This is a genomic window from Betaproteobacteria bacterium (assembly GCA_016709965.1).
GTDB lineage: Bacteria > Pseudomonadota > Gammaproteobacteria > Burkholderiales > Rhodocyclaceae > Azonexus > Azonexus amarohabitans.
Window position 1 is genome coordinate 895,156 of the sequence record JADJLT010000006.1, and the last position, 25,664, is coordinate 920,819.

General features: G+C 59.8%; 24 protein-coding genes. 14 read left to right on the top strand and 10 right to left on the bottom strand.

The genetic code is table 11. The annotated features are described in order from the left end of the window. Positions 1 to 40 precede the first annotated feature (40 nt). From yaaA to eutC, 3 genes are read left to right on the top strand one after another with little or no spacing between them, the layout of a single operon-like run. Positions 41 to 814 carry a peroxide stress protein YaaA gene (yaaA, locus tag IPJ12_18725; GenBank protein ID MBK7649130.1) on the top strand — a complete coding sequence of 258 codons (774 nt, stop codon included), beginning with the start codon at positions 41 to 43 and terminating at the stop codon, positions 812 to 814. After that, entirely contained in the window at positions 811 to 2,199 is a 1,389-nt protein-coding gene (locus tag IPJ12_18730) for an ethanolamine ammonia-lyase subunit EutB (protein MBK7649131.1), read from the top strand. The genes yaaA and IPJ12_18730 overlap by 4 nt, the downstream gene beginning before the upstream one ends. Continuing rightward, positions 2,196 to 2,948 (top strand): ethanolamine ammonia-lyase subunit EutC, encoded by a 753-nt coding sequence (eutC, locus tag IPJ12_18735; GenBank protein MBK7649132.1) that lies wholly within the window; start codon positions 2,196 to 2,198, stop codon positions 2,946 to 2,948. Before IPJ12_18730 ends, eutC begins: the two co-directional genes overlap by 4 nt. Positions 2,949 to 3,115: 167 nt before the next feature. Here eutC and IPJ12_18740 read toward each other — a convergent pair whose 3' ends face one another. The 4 genes from IPJ12_18740 to IPJ12_18755 all read right to left on the bottom strand — a co-directional run bounded on the left by IPJ12_18740 (position 3,116) and on the right by IPJ12_18755 (position 9,251). Continuing rightward, a complete protein-coding gene (locus IPJ12_18740) occupies positions 3,116 to 6,259 on the bottom strand; it encodes a hydrogenase maturation protease (protein MBK7649133.1) in 3,144 nt (1,047 codons plus the stop codon). Continuing rightward, complete coding sequence (locus tag IPJ12_18745; GenBank protein ID MBK7649134.1) at positions 6,252 to 7,769, bottom strand: nickel-dependent hydrogenase large subunit; 1,518 nt, start codon at positions 7,767 to 7,769, stop codon at positions 6,252 to 6,254. Before IPJ12_18745 ends, IPJ12_18740 begins: the two co-directional genes overlap by 8 nt. Beyond that, positions 7,766 to 8,701 (bottom strand): NADH:ubiquinone oxidoreductase, encoded by a 936-nt coding sequence (locus IPJ12_18750; protein MBK7649135.1) that lies wholly within the window; start codon positions 8,699 to 8,701, stop codon positions 7,766 to 7,768. Before IPJ12_18750 ends, IPJ12_18745 begins: the two co-directional genes overlap by 4 nt. Before the next feature lie 130 nt (positions 8,702 to 8,831). Then, positions 8,832 to 9,251, bottom strand: coding sequence for a putative toxin-antitoxin system toxin component, PIN family (locus IPJ12_18755; GenBank protein ID MBK7649136.1), 420 nt, complete (start codon positions 9,249 to 9,251; stop codon positions 8,832 to 8,834). Between the two features lie 49 nt (positions 9,252 to 9,300). Here IPJ12_18755 and IPJ12_18760 point away from each other — a divergent pair, with 49 nt between their 5' ends. From IPJ12_18760 to IPJ12_18785, 6 genes are all read left to right on the top strand, one after another. Then, on the top strand, positions 9,301 to 10,260 hold the full coding sequence (locus IPJ12_18760) for a tRNA-dihydrouridine synthase (GenBank protein ID MBK7649137.1): 960 nt from the start codon (positions 9,301 to 9,303) through the stop codon (positions 10,258 to 10,260). Then, entirely contained in the window at positions 10,260 to 10,937 is a 678-nt protein-coding gene (locus tag IPJ12_18765) for an SAM-dependent methyltransferase (GenBank protein MBK7649138.1), read from the top strand. The genes IPJ12_18760 and IPJ12_18765 overlap by 1 nt, the downstream gene beginning before the upstream one ends. Beyond that, positions 10,934 to 11,248, top strand: a complete 315-nt coding sequence (locus IPJ12_18770; GenBank protein ID MBK7649139.1) for a YkgJ family cysteine cluster protein — start codon at positions 10,934 to 10,936, stop codon at positions 11,246 to 11,248. Before IPJ12_18765 ends, IPJ12_18770 begins: the two co-directional genes overlap by 4 nt. Positions 11,249 to 11,442: 194 nt before the next feature. Then, positions 11,443 to 12,249 carry a spondin domain-containing protein gene (locus tag IPJ12_18775; GenBank protein ID MBK7649140.1) on the top strand — a complete coding sequence of 269 codons (807 nt, stop codon included), beginning with the start codon at positions 11,443 to 11,445 and terminating at the stop codon, positions 12,247 to 12,249. 58 nt (positions 12,250 to 12,307) lie between these two features. Continuing rightward, positions 12,308 to 13,012 carry a response regulator transcription factor gene (locus tag IPJ12_18780; protein ID MBK7649141.1) on the top strand — a complete coding sequence of 235 codons (705 nt, stop codon included), beginning with the start codon at positions 12,308 to 12,310 and terminating at the stop codon, positions 13,010 to 13,012. Next, positions 13,009 to 14,496: a sensor histidine kinase gene (locus IPJ12_18785; protein MBK7649142.1), complete on the top strand. Its 1,488-nt coding sequence runs from the start codon at positions 13,009 to 13,011 to the stop codon at positions 14,494 to 14,496. The genes IPJ12_18780 and IPJ12_18785 overlap by 4 nt, the downstream gene beginning before the upstream one ends. A gap of 475 nt (positions 14,497 to 14,971) precedes the next feature. Here IPJ12_18785 and IPJ12_18790 read toward each other — a convergent pair whose 3' ends face one another. The 4 genes from IPJ12_18790 to IPJ12_18805 form a co-directional block, all read right to left on the bottom strand. Beyond that, on the bottom strand, positions 14,972 to 16,270 hold the full coding sequence (locus tag IPJ12_18790; protein ID MBK7649143.1) for a two-component sensor histidine kinase: 1,299 nt from the start codon (positions 16,268 to 16,270) through the stop codon (positions 14,972 to 14,974). Further along, entirely contained in the window at positions 16,267 to 16,935 is a 669-nt protein-coding gene (locus IPJ12_18795; GenBank protein MBK7649144.1) for a response regulator transcription factor, read from the bottom strand. Before IPJ12_18795 ends, IPJ12_18790 begins: the two co-directional genes overlap by 4 nt. A gap of 19 nt (positions 16,936 to 16,954) precedes the next feature. Further along, positions 16,955 to 17,728, bottom strand: a complete 774-nt coding sequence (locus IPJ12_18800) for a hypothetical protein (GenBank protein ID MBK7649145.1) — start codon at positions 17,726 to 17,728, stop codon at positions 16,955 to 16,957. An 87-nt stretch (positions 17,729 to 17,815) separates the two neighbouring features. Then, positions 17,816 to 18,154 carry a PepSY domain-containing protein gene (locus tag IPJ12_18805; protein ID MBK7649146.1) on the bottom strand — a complete coding sequence of 113 codons (339 nt, stop codon included), beginning with the start codon at positions 18,152 to 18,154 and terminating at the stop codon, positions 17,816 to 17,818. Here IPJ12_18805 and IPJ12_18810 point away from each other — a divergent pair. Continuing rightward, a complete protein-coding gene (locus tag IPJ12_18810) occupies positions 18,147 to 18,368 on the top strand; it encodes a hypothetical protein (protein ID MBK7649147.1) in 222 nt (73 codons plus the stop codon). The two genes, IPJ12_18805 and IPJ12_18810, sit on opposite strands and share 8 nt — an antisense overlap. A 48-nt stretch (positions 18,369 to 18,416) precedes the next feature. Here the strand turns inward: IPJ12_18810 and IPJ12_18815 are convergent, their stop codons facing one another. Further along, a complete protein-coding gene (locus tag IPJ12_18815) occupies positions 18,417 to 19,364 on the bottom strand; it encodes a LysR family transcriptional regulator (GenBank protein MBK7649148.1) in 948 nt (315 codons plus the stop codon). Between the two features lie 129 nt (positions 19,365 to 19,493). On the opposite strand from IPJ12_18815, the gene IPJ12_18820 reads away from it, so the two are divergent. The 4 genes from IPJ12_18820 (at position 19,494) to acnB (ending at position 24,499) form a co-directional block, all read left to right on the top strand. Further along, complete coding sequence (locus IPJ12_18820) at positions 19,494 to 19,808, top strand: monooxygenase (GenBank protein ID MBK7649149.1); 315 nt, start codon at positions 19,494 to 19,496, stop codon at positions 19,806 to 19,808. A 92-nt stretch (positions 19,809 to 19,900) separates the two neighbouring features. Beyond that, positions 19,901 to 21,115, top strand: coding sequence for an MFS transporter (locus IPJ12_18825; GenBank protein MBK7649150.1), 1,215 nt, complete (start codon positions 19,901 to 19,903; stop codon positions 21,113 to 21,115). Positions 21,116 to 21,140: 25 nt separating this feature from the next. Then, positions 21,141 to 21,572 carry a PaaI family thioesterase gene (locus tag IPJ12_18830; protein ID MBK7649151.1) on the top strand — a complete coding sequence of 144 codons (432 nt, stop codon included), beginning with the start codon at positions 21,141 to 21,143 and terminating at the stop codon, positions 21,570 to 21,572. A gap of 326 nt (positions 21,573 to 21,898) precedes the next feature. Next, positions 21,899 to 24,499 carry a bifunctional aconitate hydratase 2/2-methylisocitrate dehydratase gene (acnB, locus tag IPJ12_18835; protein MBK7649152.1) on the top strand — a complete coding sequence of 867 codons (2,601 nt, stop codon included), beginning with the start codon at positions 21,899 to 21,901 and terminating at the stop codon, positions 24,497 to 24,499. A gap of 84 nt (positions 24,500 to 24,583) precedes the next feature. Here the strand turns inward: acnB and IPJ12_18840 are convergent, their stop codons facing one another. Beyond that, complete coding sequence (locus IPJ12_18840) at positions 24,584 to 25,561, bottom strand: IS1595 family transposase (protein MBK7649153.1); 978 nt, start codon at positions 25,559 to 25,561, stop codon at positions 24,584 to 24,586. Positions 25,562 to 25,664: the final 103 nt, after the last annotated feature.

The following is a 25,664-nucleotide window of genomic DNA, read 5'->3' on the forward strand; positions in this document are numbered from 1 at the left end:
CCGTTAAGATGAAGGCCTCGCTTCGCCATCCATCATCGCCATGTTGATATTTCTATCCCCCGCCAAGTCGCTCGACTACCAGACGCCGCCGCATATTGCCACGCATACCGTCCCGGCCTATCTCAAGCAGTCCGAACTTTTGATCAAGCAGCTACGCAAGCTGTCGCCGGCCGACATTGCCAACCTGATGACACTGTCTGATCCGCTGGCGTTGCTCAATTTCAAACGCTACGCCGAATGGCATCTGCCCTTCACCCCGGAAAACGCCAAACAGGCGGCGCTTGCCTTTGACGGCGACGTGTATGACGGGCTCTCGGCAAAAACACTGAGCGCCGATGATCTTGATTTCGCCCAGCAGCACGTGCGCATCCTCTCCGGCCTCTACGGCATTCTCAAACCGCTCGATCTGATCCAGCCCTACCGGCTCGAAATGGGCACCAGGTTCGCCAACAAGGCAGGCAAGAACCTTTATGAATTCTGGGGCGAGCGATTGCTCAAGGCCATCAATGCCGAACTGACCGATATGCCCCGGCCGGTTGCCATCAACCTGGCCTCCGAGGAATATTTCAAGGCAGCTGTCGGCCGCAAGATCAAGGGGCAATTGATCCAGCCGGTGTTCGAAGACTGGAAGAACGGCCAGTACAAGATCATCAGCTTCTACGCCAAGCGGGCGCGCGGCCTGATGACGCGTTACGTGGTGGAGAACCGGCTGAACGAGCCGGAAGGGCTGAAAAAATTCGACACCGACGGTTACGCCTTCGAGCCGTCGGTATCCGATGAAAATACCTGGGTCTTCCGCCGACGTCTGACATGACACTGAGCGCCAGCGTCGGGATTCGCCGTTACAGCTTTGCCGATCTCAAGGATCTGCTGGCCAAGGCCAGCCCGGCGCGCTCTGGCGACAATCTCGCCGGCATCGCCGCAAACACGGCGGTGGAGCGCATGGCGGCGCGTCTGGTGCTGGCCGATCTGCCCTTGCGTCGCTTTCTCGATGAGGCGTTGATCCCATACGAAACTGACGAAGTCACGCGCCTGATCATCGATGGCCACGATGCGGCTGCCTTTGCCCCATTGGCATCATTGACCGTGGGTGAATTCCGCGACTGGCTGCTGGCCGACGCGACCGACGGCGTACAACTGGCCGCTGTCGTGCCCGGTATCACACCGGAAATGGCCGCTGCCGTCAGCAAGCTGATGCGCAACCAGGATCTCATTGCCATTGCCCGCAAATGCCGGGTGGTCACCGCTTTCCGCGACACCATCGGTCTGCCCGGGCGGCTGGCCGTGCGTCTGCAGCCCAATCACCCGACCGACGACCCGCGCGGCATTGCCGCCGCCATGCTCGACGGCCTGATGTATGGCGTCGGTGACGCGGTCATTGGCATCAATCCGGCCTCGGACAGCATGGCCGCACTGAGCACCTTGTGGCGGATGCTCGACGAACTGATCGGGCGTTTGGCCATCCCCACCCAGTCCTGTGTGCTGACCCATGTCAGCAGCCAGATTCGCGCCATTGAAATGGGCTTGCCGGTCGACCTGGTCTTTCAATCGGTGGCCGGCACCGAGGCGGCCAATAGCGGTTTTGGGATCAATCTGGCCATGCTGCGGGAAGCGCGCGAGGCGGCGCTATCGCTCAAACGGGGCACGGTCGGCGACAACGTCATGTACTTCGAGACCGGCCAGGGGAGCGCCCTCTCGGCCAATGCCCACCACGGGGTCGACCAGCAGACCTGTGAGGCACGGGCCTACGCCGTGGCCCGCCATTTCAAGCCGTTGCTGGTCAATACGGTTGTCGGCTTCATCGGGCCGGAATATCTCTACGACGGCAAGCAGATCATCCGCGCTGGGCTCGAAGACCACTTCTGCGGCAAATTGCTCGGCCTGCCCATGGGCTGCGACATCTGTTACACCAACCATGCCGAGGCCGATCAGGACGATATGGATAACCTGCTGGTGCTGCTCGGCACGGCCGGCGTCAATTTCATCATGGGGGTGCCGGGGGCGGACGACATCATGCTCAATTACCAGAGCACTTCCTTTCACGATCAACTGTTTGTCCGCAATGTGCTCGGCTTGCAGCGGGCGCCGGAATTCGAGATGTGGCTCCAGACCATGGGACTGACCGATGACACCGGCCGCCTGCTGCCGGCGCAGGCCGATCATCGTCTGTTGAGCGACCTGTCGCGGAGTTTTACATGAAGCCCGTCAGCCCCGACCCCTGGCAGGCGCTGGCCACGCTCACCGCCGCCCGCATTGCGCTCGGCCGCAGCGGCAGCAGCCTGCCAACCCGCGCTGTCCTCAACTTCGACGTAGCCCATGCCCTGGCTCGCGATGCGGTACATCAGCTGCTCGATCCCGCCAAACTCTCCGCCCGCTGGCGGGAGCAGGGCGGCGAGGCGCTTTTTGTCCACAGTTGCGCCACTGACCGTCTGACCTATCTGCAACGCCCCGACCTCGGCCGCCATCTGGACGAAGCCAGCGCCAGTAGCCTGAGCATTGAAGCCAGCCAAAACGGCAACTGTGATCTCGTCATCGTCATCGCCGACGGCTTGTCAGCCCCAGCCGTTGAGGCCCATGCACTGTCGCTTGTGCAAGCGCTGCTGCCTCACCTCGACGGCCTGCGAATTGCCCCACTGATCATCGCCGAACAGGGCCGGGTGGCACTCGGCGACGAAATTGGCGCAAACCTCCAAGCCAGCCTTGTTCTGGTATTGATCGGCGAGCGCCCCGGTCTCTCGTCACCCGACAGCCTTGGCGCCTATCTTACGTTCGCCCCGCAACCCGGGCGCCTCGACGCCGAGCGCAACTGTGTTTCCAATATCCGTATCGACGGCCTGCCACCGCCAGTGGCTGCCGGCAAACTGGCCTGGCTGATACGCGCCGCCCTGATCCGCCGACTGACAGGGCTGCAACTGAAGGATGAGAGTGAATCTCCGGTGCTGGGTTAGGCAGCGCCTCCTCGAAAGAGTCAGTTGTAACCAGTTCCATGCATCAGAAAAATTTCGATTTTTGCTGTTTTTTCCGGTTGACCGTGAGCGTCAGTTTTTGCCTTGGAAATGGCGTTAGCCTTCGCGGTTCCGCAATGGGTGATGGCAACTTGCGGCTGGTCGTAGTTTCAATCCAGTACCTTTAGCGATTCCGTGATTTGGTGCAACTCGGATAACAAGGCTTCCAGGTTTTGCGGCAGGTTGCAAGGTTCAACGTCTTTCAGTTCTGATTCGACGGTGGCAGAAAGATCACCCAGTATTTCCATGCCGAGATTGCGGGAGATGCCTTTGATGGTGTGGGCATGGCGCTGGGCTTCCGTGAGCTGTCCGCTGGTGAGCGCAGTACGCATTTTGGTCGCAAAATCGACACCATAGCTGTCCCTGAATTTGATCAACATCTGACGATAGAAGTTAACCTTGTTGCCCATCAGTTTTAATCCCTTCTCGATATTGACGCCGGGAATTTCTGGAAGGCTTTGGGGCTGGAGTGGCGATCCATTCACTGTACGGAATGGCAAACCATGCAACTCGGCAGCTGGCGCGCCTGGTGTGAGTTGCGGAGAGAGCAAGGCAGAAATCTGGTGGAGCAGTTTGTCGAGATCGACGGGCTTGGTGATGTGGGCATTCATGCCAGCCGCCATGCATTGCTGTCTGTCATGTTCCAGCACGCCAGCTGTCAGCGCAATGATAGGCAGGTTGGCGTAGGCGGGGTCTGAGCGCAGCTGACGGGTGGCCGCAAAGCCGTCCATGACCGGCATTTGGCAGTCCATCAACACTAGGTCCGGACGACGCTGGCGGATGGCTGCGATGGCTTCCACCCCGTTGGAGGCCAGCCGGATTTTGAAGCCTGCCGCGCCGAGCAGCTCTTGCATTAAATCGCGATTGAGTTCGATATCGTCAACGATCAGGATATTGGCATTTTTTAAATGGATAACACAGGAAAAATCAAGCGCCCGGGTGGTTGGAGGCAACGAGGCGATGGCCGGTAACTGGAGCGGAATGGCCAGCGCCGAATAGAGCCGCTTCAAACTGCTCGGCTTCAGCAACATGACAGCGGCCGGGAAACTTTCCGTGATGTGCAGGGTGGCAGCGTTGTGGGGGGCGAGCAGGATGATTGCGGGGGCCTGTTTGCCAAAGGCATGGCCTATCGCCGTCATGGTTTCAGTACAGTTCATGCCTAGGGATATCCGCCCGTCGATCAGCACTGCCAGATAATTGGCCGATGGTTGACCAAGCATGGTCAGTGCGGATTCACCATCACGGCAGATTTCTGCGGGCAGGCCAAGTTGCTGACATTGCCCGGCGATATTTTCAGCTAGTAGCGGGTTGTCGTCGACGATCAGTACCGAGCGGTGAGCAAAGGGCGCGAGATTATTCCGGAGCTCGACTATCGGTAGTGGGGTGTTCGGTGCTATCCCGACGTTGGCCGTGAAGTGGAAGGTACTGCCGCGACCGGTTTCGCTTTCCAGCCAGATGCGCCCGCCCATCAGTTCGACGAGCCGTTTGGAGATGACCAGCCCCAGTCCGGAGCCACCGTATCGCCGGGTGGTTGATGTGTCTCCCTGACTGAATGCGGAGAAGAGGGTTTCCTGTTCGGCCATTGAAATGCCGATGCCTTCATCGACAACCGAAATGTGGACTGCTGCCGTGCCATCCGTGCCAGGTTCCAGCCTGCAACCAAGGCGGAGCGTGCCTTTTGTGGAAAACTTGATGGCATTACCGAGCAGATTGATGATGATCTGCTTGATGCGCAGCGGATCGCCAATAACGCTGCCGGCAGCATCGGCGGAAATGTCGATGCAAAGCTCCAGCCCTTTTTCTTCTATGCGATCGATCAGCAGGTCAGTGATTTCTTCGAACAAGCCTGGCAGGTTGAAAAAAACCTGTTCGATGCCCAGCTTCCCGGCTTCGAGGCGCGAAAAATCGAGAATGTCGTTGATGATCACCAACAGGTGATTGGCGGCCAGGCGGATTTTGCTCAGATATTGTCCCTGTTGCGCATTCAGCGGCGTCAACAAGCAGAGATCGGACAGGCCCAGGATGGCGGTAAGCGGCGTACGCACCTCATGCGACATGTTCGACAGGAAATCCCCTTTTGCCCGGTTAGCTTCCTCGGCTTGCTCCTTGGCGGTACGCAGGTCATACGTTTGCTCTTCTACCATCGCTGCCAGATTGTCGCGGTGATTGCGTAATTCCTCGGCGGTTTCATGCAGTTTGCGCTCGTTTTCGCGCAAGGCCTTTTCCCGGGCCTTGAGTGCAGCGATGTTGGTGGAAACGACAACGGCGCCTTCCAGCTTGCCGGCATGGCTGTGGATCAGGCTGGCGTGAACGAGGTAGGGCAAGGTTTCGGCTTCGCTGCCGGGAAGCGCGTTGGCGTGCCGGAAATTCAGCTCGGCTTCAAAGTGCCCACCGGCAGCACGAATGGCGTTGAGCAGCAGCGGGGTACCACGGTTGGCTGGCAACAGGCTGCGCAATTGGTCGCGGCCGGATTCGGGCAGACACGCTTCGAAATAGCTGCCAACCATGGCTTCCTGCGTGTAGCCAAGCTCCTGGGTCAGCAGGCTATTGGCGCGTGTGATGCGGCCATCCGGGCCAAGCATGACAAATATCTCGGCCATGGTGCCGATTGCGCGCTCCAGTGCGCCGTGCAACTGAGCCAGTTCCTGCGAACGATGCTGCAATTCATCCTGCTGAGCTTCCTGCTCCGCGATCAGCAGTTCGAGCGCTTCGGTGCTCGTGATCAGTTCGGCTTCCAGGGCGTGATTGGCTTGTCGCAGCACATCCAGTTCTGCACCGAGTTCGCAGGCGTGGCCGCAAGTGACGGATGCCCAGCGGGTTCGGATCAGTTCGGTTGCTTCCGCAACGGCGGCGGCAACCTCGAGAGACAGGCCGGGCGAGAATGCGCGTGGACTTCCGATCTCGACGGCAATCACGTCGATTTGAGGCGGGTGGGCAATGGTTTCGCGAACCGCTGCCAACAGGTAGCCCACGCCGGCACCATGGCCCCCGCTACCAGAATTCTCCATCGGTATCTGGTGTGCCGCCAGCAGGTGGAGGCGTCCGGCTTCCTGGCCCGCCATGGCGTCGATGATCAGGACGTGCTGGCAGTTTTCAAAAAAATGCAGAGCATCAATGCCGCGGGTCCCGCAATCGATGATGTCGACCTGCGTTTGCAATAGCATGCGGCGTAAAGCGAGGCTGACAGCCGGGCCGAATCCGTCGTCGCCGTGAAGCGGATTCCCAAAGCACAGGATGCGGAAACGCTCAGACATTGAAATGCGTTTTTTTATGGCTGCCAATGAAATGTACGGTGCACACCAGGCACGGGTCATGGGAGCGGACGATGTGACCGATCTCCACCGGGTTTTCCGGGTCGGGCACCCGCAGGCCAATGATGCTTTGTTCCCAATGACCGTGACGGCCGGCGCTATCGCGCGGTGAAGCGTTCCAGGCGGTGGGTGTGACGATCTGGTATTTGTCGATCACCCCATCCTTGATGCGTAGCCAATGGCCAAGCGAACCACGCGCCGCCTCGACCATGCCGTAGCTTTCGCCATCTGGCCAGACATCGATATGCGGATCGATGAAATGCGGCTCGGAAAGTTTCGTTTTTAGCTGATTTATCGTGTTGACCGCAGCATTCAGCAAGCAGCCAGCCCGGCGCAGGCGGGCGAACTGGCGGAGCCAGGTGTTGTCGCCTTCGCTGGCCAGCAGGTCACAAATGAGGGCTTCGCCAGCGATGCGCAACTCAGCCAGCGGACCGGTCTGCACCACCTTGTCGCCATAGCGTGGCGCCTTGGCCCAGGTGTAGCGATCAGTGCCCGGTTGGTGGTCGGGGATGGTTTCGCCTTCCCATGGGTGGCGTCCGCCCGGGTAATCAAAGAACCAGCTGTGGCGAACGTGTTCGTTGATCTGCAAATGGTCGAGTGCCTCGACTTGCTGCGTATCGGCGTTGAAAAAGCCGGCTGGTAATTCGCTGCCCGAGCCGTCGGGATGATGGTTAACGCCGAAGCTCATCAGATGACCCGTGCCGGCACCGAGCTTGTGCAGGCCGATGTCGCGGGCAAAGCGATTGAACAGGCCGAGGGCACTGCGTTCGCGGGCCGGGCTGGTGGCCATCCAGCGGAACAGGGCTTCGCCAGTGTCGAGCGCCAGCCATTCGTCGAGATTGCCGCCGATGACGGTTTGCTCGAACCATTCGCGTACCTTGGCCAAAATGTCGCGGGTATCGAGCAGTCGGCGGCTGTTGGCTGGCTGCGTGATGCCGCCGGGCAGCATGTAGGTCGAGTGTGGCCACTGACCGCCAAAAATGGCGACGATGCCGATCAGTTCCCGCGTGCTCTTCAGGCAGCCACGCACGACGCTGCCCTTGAGCGGGGCGAAGGCGTCAGCCAGTTCAGCGGCCAGCGGGTGGTTGGCGTAGAGCGGGTTGCAAAAATCCGGTGTGAAAAAGAGAAAAGTCTGGCGGAGATCGCTTTGCAGCGTTTCGGCCATCAGGCACAGGTTGCGAACGTGTACGGCGTGGGCGGGCGGCGTGATGCCGGCAATCTGCTCCAGCGCCAGCGTCGCGGCGTAAAGGTGGGCGGTGCCGCAGATACCGCAGACGCGCGGCGTGATGACCAGCGAGTCACGTGGGGCACGGCCGATCATGATCTGTTCGAAACCACGGTACAAGGTGCCGATGCAGCGCGCATCGACGACTACGCCATCCTCCAGGTCAAGCTGGAATTCAAGGTCCCCCTCAACGCGATTGAGATCGATATCGACAGTGACGCGGGTCATGGTTCCATCTCTCGGTTGATCACGCGCTCGGGTGCTGCCGCGCGGGCCAGGTTCTTGTAGGCCATGTACTTGGCGCGGGCCACACCGAGCGGCAGGAATTTCGGCACGACGCCAATTTTTGGGGTGACGAAAAGATCACGGTTCGATGGAAAGTCTGGCGATGTACAGCCAAAGCAGGGCACCCCGGCGCGCGTCTTGCTGCTGTGACCATTCCACAGTTCGGTATTGCACGGCGCCACGGTTTGCGGGCCGCGGCAACCAAGGCTGAAGAACATGCAGCCGCGCCCACCGAGTACCTCGTCTTCAATGTCGTACTCGTGATATTCGTTGCGGGTGCAGCCCTGATGAACGAGGCTGGAGAAAAAGGCGGTTGGCCGGTTGAGCACATCCAGCTTGAGCGATTCGCCGTCAGCCAGCATGGCCAGCACCTTAGTCATGGTGTTCGGGTGGGCCGGGCAGCCGGCGACGTTGATCACCGGCTGGCCGCTGCGGGCACGCCATTCGGTGCCGAGCAGTCCGCCGGGCTGGTCTTTGAGGTATTGCAGGCCGGTGCAATCGGTCGGGTTTGGCCCGGCCGCATGGACGCCACCAAAAGCTGCGCAGGTGCCCATGGCCACAACATGGGTCGCCAGTGGGGCGATTTCTCGAATGATGTCGATCTTGGCGCGGCCTTTCCAGGTGTCGTACTGACCTGAGCCGTCCGGCCCGGTCATCAGGCTGCCTTCGATACACAGAATGTCGACTTTCTCGCGGCCGCTGGTGATGGCTTCAAGCACCTGCCCAAAGCTTGCATCGGCCGTCAGCGAGGGGTGCCACAGGAGCTTGAGGTCGTATTGCTGCAGCAGGTTTTCGAGACTGGGCCGGTCAGCACAGAGCAGGGCCATACTTTCGCCGCTGCAGGCACCCGCTTGCATCCAGACGATATTCGGCATCCTCGTTCTCCTTTGCCATCGGGAGGTCTTGCGCAGATTTCTACAAGGCATCCTTCATGTAGATATTGTGAAATATCATATGTGCTAATTGTATCAATTCACGACTGAATTTGTACATTTTTTTGTTATTTTAGCTAGCCAGCAACGCTGAAGCCGCCGCCGGCTTGACGATCTGAAAGCCCAGCGTCGTTCGCCCGCGCAGGCAGAGCAGGGCCTTGTCCTTGCTGACCAGCAAATTGGCGTTGCAACGGGCGGCCAGTTCGAGAAACTTCTGGTCGTCCCTGTCTTTGCAGCGCGGCAGTTTCGGCGCTTCGCCTTCGGGGAAAACCTGGACCAGCGCGCTGTAGCGGGCATAGCGCTCGGCCATCATGTCCGGCGTCAGCTTGAGTTGCGGGTAGGTCAGTACGCGCTTCAGTTCGTTCAGCGTCCGCGCGTCGACAAAACATTCAATGTTTCCTGCCTCCAGCGCGGCCATGATCGGCACGGCATCGGTATTGCCCCAGTGGAAGAGGTCGAGGACGACGTTGGTATCGAGAACGAAGCGCAGCATGGGCGGGATTATAATGCGCGCCACTTCAACGCCTTGCCCGGAATAAACGATGTCCCGCATTCTTCTTGCCCCGATGGAAGGGCTCGCCGACGATTTGCTGCGCGGCGTGCTGACGGACATCGGCGGGTACGACTGGGGAATTTGCGAATTTGTCCGGGTTTCGAACACGCTTTTGCCGGCCAAGACCTACGAGCGGATTTGTCCGGAACTGCTGAATGGCAGCAAGACGCGGACGGGTACGCCGATGCGCGTGCAACTGCTCGGTTCCGACCCGCATTTCATGGCGGAAAACGCCCGCCGGCTGGTGACCTTGAACCCGGCCGGGGTCGATATCAATTTTGGTTGCCCGGCGCCGACGGTGTTTCGCCATCGCGGTGGTTCGGCCTTGCTTGGCGAGCCGGAGTTGTTGAACGAAATCACCAGTGCCGTGCGCGCTGTCGTCCCGGCCCACATTCCATTCACCGCCAAGATGCGTCTCGGCATCGACGACACCAGCCGGGCCATCGATTGCGCCCAGGCGCTGGAAGCTGCCGGCATCAACGAACTGATCGTGCATGGCCGGACCAAAGTGGATGGCTACCGTCCGCCGGCGCGCTGGGAGTGGATCGACAAGGTGCGGGACGCCATCCACATTCCGTTGATTGCCAATGGCGAGGTATGGACGGTGGAAGATTTTCGCAACTGTCAGCAGGCGACCGGTTGCGCCGACATCATGATCGGCCGCGGTGCCGTGGCCGACCCACTGCTGGCGCGGCGCGTGCGCGGCGAGGCAAGCGGGGGCTGGGAAGAAATCCGGCCGACTGTGGCCACCTACTGGCTGGGCGTGCGCAAGAAAGTGGTACCGGTGCATGCCGGCGGCCGGCTCAAGCAGTGGCTGGCCATGATGCGGCGAAATTATCCCGAGGCCGAGGTGCTTTACGAGCGTTTGCGGCCGATCAAGGGGGCGGCGGACATCGATGCGGCGATGATCGAGGAAGGCCTCGTGACTAAAGAGCAACTGGCGGCATGATGGATGGCGCGATAGCAGGAAATTCCCGCTTCATTTCCAGCGCACAGAACGGGCCGCATCAGGATCTGGAAGCGCTCGTGCTCAAGCACATGGCGCACCCGTTTCAGAAACCGATTGCAGATTACAACCGCGAAGCGCTGGCGGTGGCGCTGGCCGCGCGCGATGCCTGGAACCCGCAGGCGTCGTTGATCCTCGATGCCGGCTGCGGTGTGGGTTGGAGCACCCAGCGCATCGCTGAAACCTTCCCGGATCATTTTGTTTTGGGTATCGATCAGTCGCTTGACCGCATCAGCCGCGGCAAACCGCTGCCCATGCCGGCCAATGCAGTATTGATCCGCGCCGATCTGGTCGATTTCTGGCGCCTGCTGGCCGATAGCGGCATTCGCCTTGCCCGCCATTACAACCTCTATCCGAACCCGTGGCCGAAGATCGGCCATCTGGCGCGGCGCTGGCAGGGCCATGCCGTGTTTCCCGTCTGGCGCGAACTGGGCGGCGAAGTGGAATGTCGCAGCAACTGGCACATCTATATCGAAGAAATGGCGCAGGCCCTGACGCTGCTCAGCGGCCAGACTGTCGTTGCCGAGCCGTGGCAAACCGATGATCCAATGACGCCCTTCGAAAAGAAATACCTCGCCTCCGGCCACGAGCTGTGGCGCTGTCGAGTCAGCCTGCCATGAGCGTTTGCCAATCCTGCGGCGCCTGCTGCGCCAGCTTTCGTGTCGATTTTCATCCGGCCGAGCTGGCCGGCGGCGCCTTTGCCTGGGGTGAGGGCGTGCCCTTGTCGATGACGGTGCCGGTTACCGCCAATATCGTTCGCCTGTGCGGCACCGACAGCGCTGCGCCGCGATGTGTGGCGCTGGCCGGCGAAATCGGCCAGGCGGTGAGCTGCACGATCTACGAAGGCCGGCCATCGCCCTGCCGGGAGTTCGATACTGAACACGCGGCCTGCAACCGGGCTCGCCAGCGTCACGGGCTGCCACCGCTCTAGGGGCGGGGGCTTCCTACGGTCAACCGAAAAAAACGGCGAAATTTGAAATTTCTTTTTTGGCGACTGGCCATTCACGCAAAGATCACCGTTCGGTGAACATTTCGCGATAGTTCCGGGAAGTCTCCTGCCTACGATGATGCCGTGGTCATCGCAGTTCGCAGGCCGCAGCACCCAACCTCACACGGAGAATCCAGATGAAACCGATCCAATTTGCACTGCGCGCAAGCGCTGCCGGCGCCTTGGCGCTGGCGATGGCGGCGTCGGCCAACGCGGCGACGCAACAACTGACCGTGACGGTCGAAAACCTGTCGGCGGCCAACGGCTATGCAACCGGCCCTCTGCAGGTCGGCTTTGGCAATGGCAGCTTCGATGCATTCAATATCGGCAGCGTGGCCAGCGCGGCCATCGTGCCAGTTGCCGAGCTGGGTTCCGGTTCGGCCTGGCAGCCGGCTTTTGCCGCGGCCGACCCCGGCGCGGTCATTGGCGCCATCGGTGGCGTGTTGCTGCCGAGCGGCTCCGCCTCCGCCACCTTTACCGTGAATACGGCAAACAACAGCTACTTCAGCTTCGGCGCGATGGTGGTGCCGAGCAACGACTTCTTCATCGGCAACGATTCGCCAACCGCCTATCGTCTGTTTGATGCGGCCGGCAAGCTGACGACGGCGAGCATCACGCTCAAGGCCACGGATATCTGGGATGCCGGTTCGGAGGTATTTGATCCCGCCTCGGCCGCCTTTGTCGGCAATGCGGCATTGCATACTGACCAGCATTCGGTCGTCGCCCACAACTTTGCCGAGCTGGCCGCTTTCAACGGGCTGACCACGGCGGCGGGTTACACCTTCCGGAGCAATCTGACGGCCACCAGCGATGTATACCGCATCTCGTTTGCCGTGGCAGCAGTGCCGGAACCGGAAAGCTACGCCATGATGTTGGCCGGCCTGGCGGTTGTTTCTGCCATTGCGCGTCGTCGCCGCGCAAAATCGGGCGGGCTGAGTGTCTGATTCACCGATGCGATGGTGATAATCTGCCACCTGGTTTTCCACGGGTGGCAGACAAAAGATGAGCAAGGATGTGCTGGTTGTCGAAGATGACGACGCAATCGCCGATGCGCTGGCCGTGCATCTGACCCAGGCCGGATTTTCGGCGCACCGGGAGGCCGACGGCCTGCTGGCCATGGCGGCCATCGACCGGCAGCGCTGGGATCTCGTCCTGCTTGACCTCATGCTGCCCGGTGCCGACGGCTGGGATGTCTGCCGCCACCTGCGAGCCCGCCATCCCGATGTGCCGGTGATCATGCTCAGCGCCCGCTCAGCCGAGGCCCACCGCGTGCTCGGGCTGGAGCTGGGGGCTGACGATTATCTGGCCAAGCCGTTTTCGATGCTCGAACTGATCGCCCGCATCCGTGCCTTGCTGCGTCGTGTTGATCTGCTCAAGGCCGTTGCGCCGCCGGCGGCTACGCTGTGCCGTTTCGGCACCTTCGTGCTCGATACGCAGCGCCGCGAATTGCGCCGGGGCGACGCGATCATTGCGCTTACCCTGCGCGAATTCGACTTGTTGCTCTTTCTTGTCCAGCACGCCGGGCGCGCCTACAGCCGCGACGAGTTGCTGCAGCATGTCTGGGGCAGCCGCTTTGACGGCTACGAACACACCGTCAATTCGCACATCAACCGCCTGCGCGGCAAGATCGAGGACGATGCCCGCGCGCCGCGCTTCATCGTCACCGTCTGGGGCGTTGGTTACCGTTTCGACGGCGTGCCGGCATGACGCGGCGGACACGCTCCATCGGTGTTGTGCTTGTCATTGTGATCGCCGTGCTGCTCATCGCCTACGGCGCGTTTGTCGCCCTGGTCGTTCGCCACACGGCGCGCCATTACGAAGAGGAGAGCCTGCAGCGTCTGTCTTACGGGCTGGCCGGACATATCGCCGAACACTGGCCGGAGGTGGCCGATCACGCACGCGACCTGGCCGACCAGCGGGCACGCGATGCCCTGCTCACCATGTTGATGACGGTGAACCCGGGCATTCAGGTCTATCTGCTCGATGCTGGCGGGCACATCGAAGCCTATATCGGCGACCAGTCGCTGGTTCGCGAAAAGCAGGTTGAGCTCGGACCCATCCGCGCTTTCCTATCCGGACAAGCGCTGCCACTCTTTGGCACCGATCCCATGGATTTCGGCCAACATCGCGTCTTCAGCGTCGCAGCGCTACCCCCCGGGGCGGACGCTGCCAGCGCGCCGGGCTACCTCTACGTCGTGCTTGGCGGGCAGGCAGTCGAACGCCGGATCGGCGCCATGAGCACTCGCCCGGCCTGGCTCGCCGCCGGCCTGACCGGGCTCGTCGGCATGCTGATCATGGCCCTGGTCGGTGCCCTGTTCTTCAGAAAATTGAGCCGGCCGCTCCGCCATTTGTCCCGGCGCATCGCCGCCTACCGGCTCGGGCGCGAAGACGGACCCACCGCATCGCGGCCGTGGTCGCCACTGGACGACGAGGTACAGTCCATCGCCGTGGCCTTCGACGACCTGACGCAGCGCCTAGAAGAAACCCGCGTCCGCGAAACCGCGCAGGCAAAGGCGCATCGTGAGGAAATGGCCGGTGTGGCGCATGATTTGCGAACGCCGCTTACCGCTTTGCACGGCCATCTCGAAGCACTGGCCGGCGATGCGCCGGCGGCCGGGCGCGCGCGCCAACTGGCCGCAGCCCTCGACCAGAGCAACAAGGTACGGCGCCTGTCGCAACAATTGTTCGAGCTGGCTGCGCTGCAATCGACCGAGCAGGTGGCGCACTGCGAACGCTTTTGCCTGGACGAACTGGTCAGCGACACCGTGCATAAATTTTCGTTATCCAGCCGCTTGCCCAGCGTCAGTCTGAGCGGTCCGGCGCCCGGGCGGGTCGAGATTGATGGCGATGTCGGCCTGATCGAACGCGCCCTTACCAACCTGATCGACAATGCTCTGCGTCATGCCCCGGCGTCGCAAGGTGTCCGCGTGCGACTGGCGGCCAACGCCGGCGACGCACAGATCGTCGTCGAGGATGACGGCCCGGGCCTGCCCCCCGAGTTGCTGCGCCGGCTCGACTGCGGGCAGTCGCTGCGCGACCCACCCATGGCCCGGCCGGGCGGCGGTATCGGCGGCCTCGGCCTGGCCATCGCACAACGGATCGCCACGCTGCACGGCGGCTGGCTGCGGCCAGTAGCCTCGACGACCGGCGGCGCCCACCTCTGCCTGTCGATCCCCGTCGCCCGGGATTAAGCCATCGCCCGTATTTCAATTTTCAACGTTTTTTCCGGTTGACCGTGACGCGGTCATTCCCGACGCAACGACCCACATCGCTACCTCGCGCCCTGTCGTGAACTATCGCGCTGTCTGAGCGCTTCCCAGTCAGGCAGCGTATTTCCGAGGCGAGGGCAAGGAGCTAACAAAGAAAGTACCGATTACGCCCAGCATCCTCTATTGGCGTGGCACCAATAGTGCTGCGCCACTTTCCGGAGCTCGCGAAGCAGATTGCTACGGTCAACCGGAAAAAATGTCTGAAAATGAAAAATGGCGAACAGCAAAATTACGCCACGCTGGCCGGCCACTCGCAGGCATTTTAAGGGCTTCTCTTTTGCCCAATGCTGGCATATGGCAGATAGCCGAACACTGTTGGTATAACGATCATAAAGCAGCCGTGCTTTTGGCTACAATTTCGCCTTGAGCAGATCCCGTCAGCAAGCCAATTAACTGATCAGGGTTGCTGCCGCCTTTGTGCATAGCGGAAAACCAGTCCCTGGCGATTCGGGCCTTCATCCAGGCTAACGACGCCTCCCAGGCGATTCGTCGCTTCAAGCGCGATAGCCAGGCCGAGTCCGCTGCCGGTTTCTGCCGTTCCTGGTATGCGGTAGAAGGCGTCGAACACCCGTTCGCGTTCGGCAAGCGGAATGCCTGGTCCATTGTCGATAACTTCAATGACTATCGTTGCCGCGTCATTGACCAAGCGGAGCGTTACTTCGCCATTTGCCTGGGTGTATTTGATGGCGTTCTCCAGCGCATTGCCTAGCATCAAGCGCAGCGCCTCCGGTTCCGCCGACATCGAAAGCGTGCCTTTTTCCTCAAGGCCGAGATCGATGCCTTTGGCCTCGGCCGCCGGCAGATAGTGGGCGATCAGTTCGCGGGCCAGGGCCGAAACATCAACAACGCCACCTACACTCTCAGTGGCCTGGGTTCGGGCCAGACTCAGTAATTGCTCGGTCAACTGCCGGGCGCGATCGATGCCTGTCTGCAGGGGGGCGATGCGCTCGTGCATGGCGGCGAGGGAGTTTGCCTGATGCAGGTTCTGCACTTGCAGTGAAAGGACCGTTAGCGGACTGCGCAATTCGTGGGCAGCATCGGCGATAAAGCGCCGCTGTTGGTTGATCAAGTGATTGGTGCGACCGAGCAGGCGATTGATGGCTTGAACGAAAGGAATGACTTCACTCGGCAGCTCGGCTTCAGCAATGGGGCTGGGGCGATCTGCCGCTTGCGTGTCGAGGCTGTGAGCCAGTCTGCTGACCGGGGCAAATTCCCGGCGAACAATCCGGACGACCAGCCCGGTCAACAAGGGAAACAGGAGCAGCAAAGGAATCAGCGTGCGCAGGGCGCTGTTGATGGCTATTTCGTTACGTGCTTCGGTTGGTTGGGCGACCACGGTCAAGGGTTCAGACGAACCGTCGCCAACGAATACGCGTAACTCTTCGCCCATGGCATTCAGGGTATGGAAACCAGACGGCAAATCCTTGGCCAGCCATGCCGGGCGAGCCTCTTTGGTCACCCGAAAGATCAGGATGCGTGATTCCGGATCGTTGATGGCGCTGTCGCTGGCGCCTCTGGGTGAGTTCTGCGTCCCATTTTTTGCGGACAGGACGGCAATCTGGCGCAGCGTGTCATCCTGAAATTCCTTGGCTTCGCCATAGGCCAATATGAATGACCCGACAGTCGCGGCCAGGCCTGCCAACACAATGGCCATGCCGAGCATCAAGGAGAGATGGCGTTGCAGCGAGCGGTTCATGTCTTGCATGTCTTGTCCACCATCCAGCCAGCACCGCGTACGTTCTTGATGATGTCGGCGCCCAGTTTTTTGCGCACGCCATGGATGAGGAAATCTACGGCGTTGCTTTCGACTTCTTCATTCCACCCGTAAATCCGTTCTTCGAGATCGGCGCGTGCCAGAATCGTTCCGGGACGCAAGAGCAAGGCATGCAACAGGGCAAATTCGCGCGCGCTGAGCAATTCGACAATATCGCCGCATCGCGCCTCCTTGGTCGCCGGATCGAGGCTGACTTTGCCGTTGCTCAACAGGGTCGTTGCCTGTCCCCCCTGGCGGCGGATGACCGCCCGCAGTCTGGCCAGCAATTCATTGACGTCAAATGGTTTGACCAGATAGTCATCCGCGCCAAAATCAAGGCCCTTGATCCGGTCGTCAATGCCGTCGCGCGCGGTAATGACAATGACCGGCACCGTGTTGCCACTCTGGCGCAAACGGCGGAGCACTTCCAGACCATCGCGCCTAGGCAATCCCAAATCCAGCAGGACAGCCTGATGCTCGCCGTTTCTCAGGGCGGCATCGGCTGCTTCCCCGTCCATCACCCAGTCCAGCGCGTAGGCAGCGTCCTTGAGCGCAACGGACAAGGCTTCGCCAATCATCGGATCGTCTTCAACCAGCAGAATGCGCATCCTCTAGCCCAGCCCTTCTTCATTCAAATACGGCAGAAATTTCGTTGCCGGAAACGCGGGCGCCTTGCCCGGCGGAGCGTTGCCGGAAGAGTCCAATGCACAGCCAGATGAATCCCAGCAACACCGCTGATGCAGTATAGCGGCTCAAGGCCAGGCCGCCGGCGGCCACCGGCTTGTCGAGAAAGTCTCCAACCACGGCGCCGAGCGGACGGGTCAGGATGAAGGCCGCCCAGAACAGCACGGTATGGGAGATGCGGGTCCACAGATAAGCCCCGACAACAAGCAGCAACAATGCGCCGAAGACGACGGCCGCACCCTTGTAGCCAAGGCCTGCCGTATCCGCCGTCCAGTCGCCGAGCGCCGTCCCCAGCGTTTGGGAAAACATGATGGTCGCCCAATAAAACATTTCCGATTTCGGCGAGCCAACGCTATCCGCCGAGACCGAACCGAGCGTCCTGTACCAGACGGCAAGCGATGTCATGAGCAGGATGAACAGCAGGCTGGACCCGCCGGCGTAACCTATGCCCAGTGAGCGGTCGGCGAAATCCGCCAGCGTCGTACCGACTGTTGTCGTGGCAATGACGGTTGTCCAATAGAGGCTGGGGTAAAAGCGCTTTGCCCTGATCTGGGCGGCTACCGTCACGATAAAAACTGCCGCGAATATGACCGTGCCAAGCAAGTAGCCAAAATTCATCGACATCGATACGGCATCGCCGCCGGTTTCGCCGAGTGTCGTGGCAGCGATCTTGATGATCCAGAAGATCAGCGTGACTTCCGGTACTTTGCTCAGCATGTCCGTCGCGTCGTTGCGCGCTAAGGTTTTCATTTGCATTCTCTCCTTGCTGGGCCTGGATTCAACCCAGGCCATCGGCGCGGCTGGTTAATCGGCCAGATCACAGTCGTCATTGTGGTCGAGCTTGTCTTCGCTGGCGGCAATGACCTTCCCGCTGGTCGAGTCGACCTTCACGTCCATGACTTTTTTGCCTTGGACGACTTCGATATCGAAGACCCAATGGCCCTGATGTTTTTCAACTTCAGCGCGCGATGCTTTGCCGCCGATATGTTGCTCGGCTGCAGTGATCGCCTGGGTCAGATCAATCTTGGTATGTTCGATTGCCAGCACATCGCTCTCCATCGTTCTGGCCGCGTAGGCGGTGCCGATGGTTGTGGCTGAAAGCGCAGCTAGCGCCACCAGATAGAGTTTGCTTTTCATGTTGATCATTCCTTTAAATCACGCGGATAGTCGCGTGGTGATAAAGATAGCGATCAATAATTTGCAGCAAGTTAGCGGGCGTCTGTTGCGAGCCAACAGCTTGAATGTCTCGTTTGCAGGCGGATACCGCCGGATTTTTTCCGGTTGCAAGGTGCTGCTTGGCCGAACTTTGCCAGATGCTCCTCGAATTGCCATTCAGCAGAACGAATTAGGCACATGAATTTCACTGCTTAAACTTGCTGTGAAAGGAAGATCAAGTCGGTGAAATTTAGTGCTGCTCGATGTCGTCCAGAGTCGTTACCGGCCCTTCCCATGGAGGCAGGGGAGTAAACAGTTTTTCCAGTTCCTCAAGAAACACCCGGACTTTAGGTACACGGACCCGGTTTGGCGTGTAGCAGGCGTAAAGGTAACGGCCAAGGCTGCTCAGCGGTTCGAGATCGTCGAAGATGGTGCGCAGTTCTCCGCGCGCCAGCGCCGGGCCGCACAGGTAGGTCGGCAACATGCCAATGCCGTGCCCGGTCAGTACGGCGCTCATGACGCAGTCGATGTCGTTGAAGAGAAATTTGCTGGTGACCGGCACGCTGATTTCTTCACCTTGGGCGTCTATCAGCCGCCATACCCGGCTTTCGTTGAACTGAAGCAGACTGAAACACGTGTGGTGCGCCAGTTCGTGAGGGGTCCGTGGTTCGCCATGGGCCGCAAAGTAGGCTGGCGTGGCGCAGATGACACGCTTCATGTGCACCAGCTTGCGGGCGACGGCGTCTTCTGGTGGCGCCTTGGTCAGACGCAAAGCGAGATCGATATTTTCTTCGACCAGATCAACCAGATGATCGGTCAGGACCAGTTCGCAATTCAGTTCCGGATATTTGCCGACGATGATCGGCAGCAGTGGCGCGATGTAGAGGCGACCGAAGGTGATGGAGGCGCTGATGCGCAGCACACCATGCGGGGCGTCGCCCATGTTTCTGACAGCGATTTCGGTGCTGTGGATCGCCTCCAACGCGCGCAGGGCGTGCTGGTGAAAAATCTCGCCGGAGGGTGTGAGGCTGATCTTGCGGGTGGATCGTTCAAACAGGCGGACGCCAAAGGCGCGCTCAAGATCGCCGATTTGTTTGCTGATTTGCGCCCGGGTACAGTCAAGACGCCGCGCCGCGCCTGCCATGCTGCCCGCTTCCACGACTTTGACGAAGCTTTCCCAGCTATTGAGCCATTGCATTTTGTCAATGATCCGTTGACGTTATGGAGATAATTATCCGCTTTTTGCCAATGATTTTGCTAGGTATAGTTCCATGACAAAGTCGTCAGATGTTTCTCGTAGCCATTGTTACCCTCAAGGAGCCTTCGCATGATTATCGTCATCAACACGATCCGGTTGCCAAAGCCGATTACGCGGGACGAGGCGCTCGGGATATTTTTGAGTACCGCGCCAAAGTATCAAGGTGTTGCTGGTCTTGTCCGTAAGCATTACGTGCTCTCGGCGGATGGGGGCAACGTTGGCGGAATATATCTGTGGGAGTCCCGGGCTGAAGCTGAAGCGATGTACACCGAGGGTTGGAGCGCTTTTGTTAAGCAGAAGTACGGCGCTGATCCGTCGGTTACGTATCTGGATAACCCCGTCGTGGTGGATAACCTGACTCACGAAATTACAACCTATGCGTAGCCGTATTTTGTGCGAGGCTGCTGAGTGCGGCAGCGCAGATGCTTAACGTATTTACCGAATGTTTCCATGTCAAATGATAGCGGGATGAAACCATGTTGCGCTCCTTGAGTCGCCCCGATGTACTGGTTGTTACGCTGGCGGCAGCCGGCATCCTGATGGTGACGATGGGCGCCCGTCAGTCTCTCGGCTTGTTCATCGCGCCCATCGAAGGGACGACCGGGCTGGGTATTGCCAGTATCAGTCTGGCGCTTGCCATCGGGCAGTTTACTTGGGGCGCCATTCAGCCGGTGGCCGGTGCGGTGGCCGACCGCTATGGTCCGCGTGCCGTATTGATCGGCGGCTTGCTGGTCCTCGCTTTCGGTTCTGCCATAACGCCTTTCATGGGCACCGGCTTTGGCCTGATGATTTCGCTGGGTCTGCTGTCGGCTATCGGCTCGGGAGCAGGCAGCTTTTCGGTGCTGATTGGTGCGGCCGCCCAGCGTCTGCCGCTGGAGTCGCGCGGTTCGGCCTCCGGGGTGATCAATGCCGGCGGTTCGTTCGGTCAGTTCGTGTTCGCGCCCATTCTGCAAAAGCTCATCCAGGGCGTGGGCTGGATGGGGGCGATGTGGGCCATGGCTCTGATAACGCTGGCCGCCTTGCCGCTGGTGGGCAAACTGACCCGGCCGGTCGAAGGGCAGGTTCATCACGCCCATGAAGAAGGTGGGCTGAAGCGGGCCATTGGTGAAGCAATGGGGGACCGCAGCTATCTGTTGCTGCACGCGGGCTTCTTTACCTGCGGCTTCCACATTGCTTTCCTCGTCACGCACCTGCCCGGCGAAGTGAATTTGTGCGGTCTACCGCCGGCGGTTGCCAGCTGGTCGTTGGCCATCATCGGGCTGGCCAATATTTTTGGCAGCCTTTATGCCGGTTCATGTGTCGCGAAATACCGCAGCAAGTACGTGCTGGCCGCGATGTATGCCTCGCGTGCCGTGCTGATTGCATTGTATCTGATGGCGCCGCGTACCGAACTGACTTTCTATCTGTTTGCCGCCGGACTGGGTTTTACCTGGTTGGCCACCGTGCCGCCGACTGCGGCGATAGTCGGTAAGCTGTTCGGGATTCGCTATCTGGCCACGCTGTTCGGCCTGACCCTGCTCAGCCACCAGATCGGCGGCTTTCTTGGCGCTTATCTGGGCGGGCTGACGATCAGCCGTTTCGGCGACTTCGGCTGGATGTGGTACGCCGACATGGCCTTGGCGCTGATAGCGGCAGTCGTCAATTTGCCGATTCGCGAAGCGCCGGTCGTGCCAAAGCTGGCAGCTGCCTGACAACAGTATTCAAGGAAATATAGCAATGAGCCATTTGCGCCAGGATGTTTCGATCAGTTCACTGAATGAACAGGGTGGTGAATACTTGCCCGGCTACCTTGGCATCGAAATGCTTGAACTGAGTGCCGGAACCATGAAGAGTCGGATGCCGGTGAAGAAACTTCACTTTGCCCCGAACGACTTCCTTCATGCAGCGAGTATCGTCGCGCTGGCCGATACCACTTGCGGTTACGCGACGATCGCTCACCTTCCTGAAGGCGCGCAGTCCTTCACCACCATCGAATTGAAGAGCAACCATCTGGGAACGGTGAAGGAGGGCAGCATCGCCTGCATTGCAACTGCGCAGCATCTCGGGCGCAATACGCAGGTCTGGGATGCCGTGGTGACCGACGAAGCGAATGGCCGGAAGATTGCGCTGTTCCGCTGTACGCAGATGATTCTTTGGCCGAAAGCCTGATATTCCCTGCATCTCGCCTGCGCCAGCGGCAATTCAATAAAGAAAATTTATCCCCGAAATGACGGGACAAGCCTGTGGATAAACACGGGACAACATCCGCAATGCACTGAGCCACAAGGCTTTTGAGTGTTGTGCTTAATAAATGGGCAGATTGTACCAGCGTTGTGAATTGCCGATGTCGGTATGGCGCAACAAGTGTTCTAACATATAAAATATATAAGACCCGCAAGTCACGGTGGCGGACTATTGTTTTTCGAACTATCAGGCCGCCGCCGTTGTCGTAAAATATTCGTTCCTCAGAGCAACCCTTTTGAAAGGAAGTCGCCGTGCTTGAAGCCTATCGCGCCCACGTAGCAGAGCGTGCAGCCCTCGGTATCCCCCCGCTGCCCCTGTCCAAGCAACAGACCACCGAACTGGTCGCCTTGCTGAAGAATCCACCGGCCGGCGAAGAAGCCGCCCTGGTTGAACTGATCACCTACCGTGTTCCGGCAGGTGTGGATGACGCTGCCAAGGTCAAGGCCGAATTCCTGGCCAAGGTTGCCAAGGGTGAAGAAGCCTGTGCCCTGATTTCCAAAGAAAGCGCCACGCATCTGCTTGGCACCATGCTCGGTGGCTACAACGTCAAGCCGCTGATCGACATGCTGGGTGATGCCACCTGCGGCACGGTTGCTGCCGAAGGCCTGAAGAAGACCCTGCTGGTATTCGACTTCTTCCACGATGTCGCCGAACTGGCCAAGTCCAGCAATGCTACGGCTGCCGCTAACGCCAAAGCTGTCATGCAGTCCTGGGCTGATGCTGAGTGGTTTACGTCGCGTCCGGAAGTCCCGGCTTCGCAGAAGCTGACAGTCTTCAAGGTGACCGGCGAAACCAATACCGACGACCTGTCGCCTGCACCGGATGCCTGGTCTCGTCCTGACATTCCGCTGCATGCACTGGCCATGCTGAAGAACCCGCGTCCGGGTATCGAAGCTGATGAGCCGGGCTCCCGCGGCCCGTTGAAGCAACTTGATGCGTTGGCTGCCAAGGGCAACCTGATCGCCTACGTCGGTGACGTGGTCGGTACCGGTTCTTCCCGCAAGTCTGCGACCAACTCCGTGCTGTGGTTCACCGGAGAAGACATTCCTTTTGTCCCGAACAAGCGTTTCGGTGGCGTCTGTCTCGGTTCCAAGATTGCTCCGATCTTCTTCAACACTATGGAAGATGCCGGTGCATTGCCGATTGAAATCGCTGCTGACCAGATGGACATGGGTGATGAGATCGAACTGAAGGTTGATGCCAACTCCGGCAAGGTCACCGCCGTCAAGAACGGTACCGTGATTGCCGAGTCCCAGCTCAAGACCCTCGTCATTCTTGACGAAGTCCGCGCTGGTGGCCGTATCCCCCTGATCATCGGTCGTGGCCTGACCACCAAGGCTCGCGAATTCCTCGGCCTGCCGCAATCCACCCTGTTCCGTCTGCCGCAAAACCCGGCTGACGACGGCAAGGGTTACTCGCTGGCCCAGAAGATGGTCGGCAAGGCCTGCGGCGTTGCCGGCATCCTGCCGGGCACCTACTGCGAGCCGAAGATGACCACCGTGGGTTCGCAAGACACCACCGGCCCGATGACGCGCGACGAACTGAAAGACCTGGCTTGCCTCGGCTTCTCCGCCGACCTCGTCATGCAGTCCTTCTGCCACACCGCTGCTTATCCGAAGCTGGTTGACGTCAAGACCCACCGCGAACTGCCGTCCTTCATCTCGACCCGTGGCGGCGTTTCACTGCGTCCGGGTGACGGCGTCATCCACTCCTGGCTGAACCGCCTGCTGCTGCCGGATACCGTCGGTACCGGTGGTGACTCGCACACCCGTTTCCCGATTGGCATTTCCTTCCCGGCCGGTTCCGGTCTGGTCGCCTTTGCCGCTGCTACCGGCGTCATGCCGCTGGACATGCCGGAATCCGTGCTCGTCCGTTTCAAGGGCAAGATGCAAGATGGCATCACCCTGCGCGATCTGGTTAACGCCATTCCGCTGTATGCCATCAAGGCTGGGCTGCTGACCGTTGAGAAGAAGGGCAAGAAGAACGTCTTCTCCGGCCGTATTCTCGAAATCGAAGGTCTGCCGGATCTGAAGGTCGAGCAAGCATTCGAACTGTCCGACGCTGCTGCCGAGCGCTCCGCCGCTGCCTGTTCCGTTCGTTTGAACAAGGAACCGATGGTCGAGTACATGACCTCGAACATCACGCTGATGAAGTGGATGATTGCCGAAGGCTATCAGGATGCTCGCACCCTGAAGCGTCGTATCACCGCTATGGAAGACTGGATTGCCAACGGCGTGCTGCTGCAGCCGGACGACAACGCACAGTACGCCGCGGTTATTGAAATCGATCTGGCCGAAGTTACCGAGCCGATCCTGGCCTGCCCGAACGATCCGGACGACGTCAAGGTTCTCTCCGAAGTTGCTGGCGCCAAGATCGACGAAGTCTTCATCGGCTCCTGCATGACCAACATCGGCCACTTCCGTGCTGCCGCCAAGGTTCTTGAAGGTCGCTCCGACATCCCGACGCGTCTGTGGATTGCCCCGCCGACCAAGATGGATGCGCTGATCCTGACCGAAGAAGGCTACTACGGCGTTCTCGGCAAGTCCGGCGCGCGTATGGAAATGCCGGGCTGCTCGCTGTGTATGGGTAACCAGGCACAGATCCGCAAGGGTTCCACCGCGATCTCCACCTCCACCCGCAACTTCCCGAACCGCCTCGGTATCGACACCCAGGTTTATCTCGGTTCTGCCGAACTGGCCGCCATGTGCGCGCTGGCCGGTCGCATCGTGACGGTCGCGGAATACATGGAGCAGATCAAGCTGGTCAATGCCAAGTCTGCTGAAGTGTACCGCTACATGAACTTCGACAAGATCCCTTCGTTTGTTGAAGTCGCGGAAACGGTCGAGATGTAAATTTCGGATTTCGGCCGGTTTTTTCGGTCGACCGCAGCAATCTAAAAAAGCCCCAATCGGGAAACCGGTTGGGGTTTTTCTTGGCTATGTACCCATAGTATGTTGAACCCCATCGATCCCCAAAGCGGCACGGAGGAAATCGTCAGAGGAAATATCGCGGTCGTGTCGCTCAATCAATCGTCGCCAGCCCAGATAGTTACCCAAGTAGCGGGTGGCGACGCCGTGGAAGCGGCGTATCCATTCCTTGAGTCGGCTATCGTAGGCATTGACGTTCTGCACATGATAGACCCCCGCCACAACACGCTGACCAGCAGCCAGATTGACCGGCCGGTGGGTGATGCCCATTTCTTTGGCAACAGCCGCCAGCGCCTTTTCTCCGTCGGTGCACAGAATGACATCGGTCGCCCAAAGCGGCTTGAGCACCGCCCCGAGGTGTGCCTTATCGGCCTTCTCCAGGATGAAGTCTGCGGTGTTGCCGGTACGATCCCGGCAAATCAGGACAGCGGTCTGTTCTTCCGACAGGCCGCGCTTACTGGCTTTGCCGCCCCGCTTGCGGGGAGCACGACTCAAACCTTGTCTTCTGCCCTTCTGTGACTCAAGGAAATACGTCTCATCGGCTTCAGCAATGCCCGCCAGGCTGATCGCCTGCTGACCATTGGGCAAGTTCAGGAAGCGGTGGCGCCAGCGGAATGCCGTGTTGGGATGAATCCCCACCGCAGCGGCACTTTTGCGGATGCTCGTCCCCTCAGCCAGCTGTTTCGCATAGTCCATCCATTTCGCTTTGTGCCGAAGTCCTGCTAGCGGTGTGTCAGTCAGGGCGTTGAAAGTCGCTCGACAGGCGTTGCAGCGATAACGTTGCAAGCCATTGGCGAACCCCCAGCGGGAAACCTGCTCGTGTGCGCAATGCGGACAGTGCGGCTTCTCGGTCATCCGGGTCTCAACCACTTGGTAGGACGCCGACTCCTGCGCCGCCGGTTGCAGCCGATCCATCAAGACTTGCCGCTGGTGCGGCGTCAATTCCTTCAACGCACTCGACAGTTTCCGGAAATCATTGGGCTTCATCGCAACACCTATCCGATTGATTCAGATAACTTTGTTATAGACCAACATGCAAAGATTACATAGCCTTTTTCTTTGTGGCTGACGGACTAATCCCGCGGCCCTG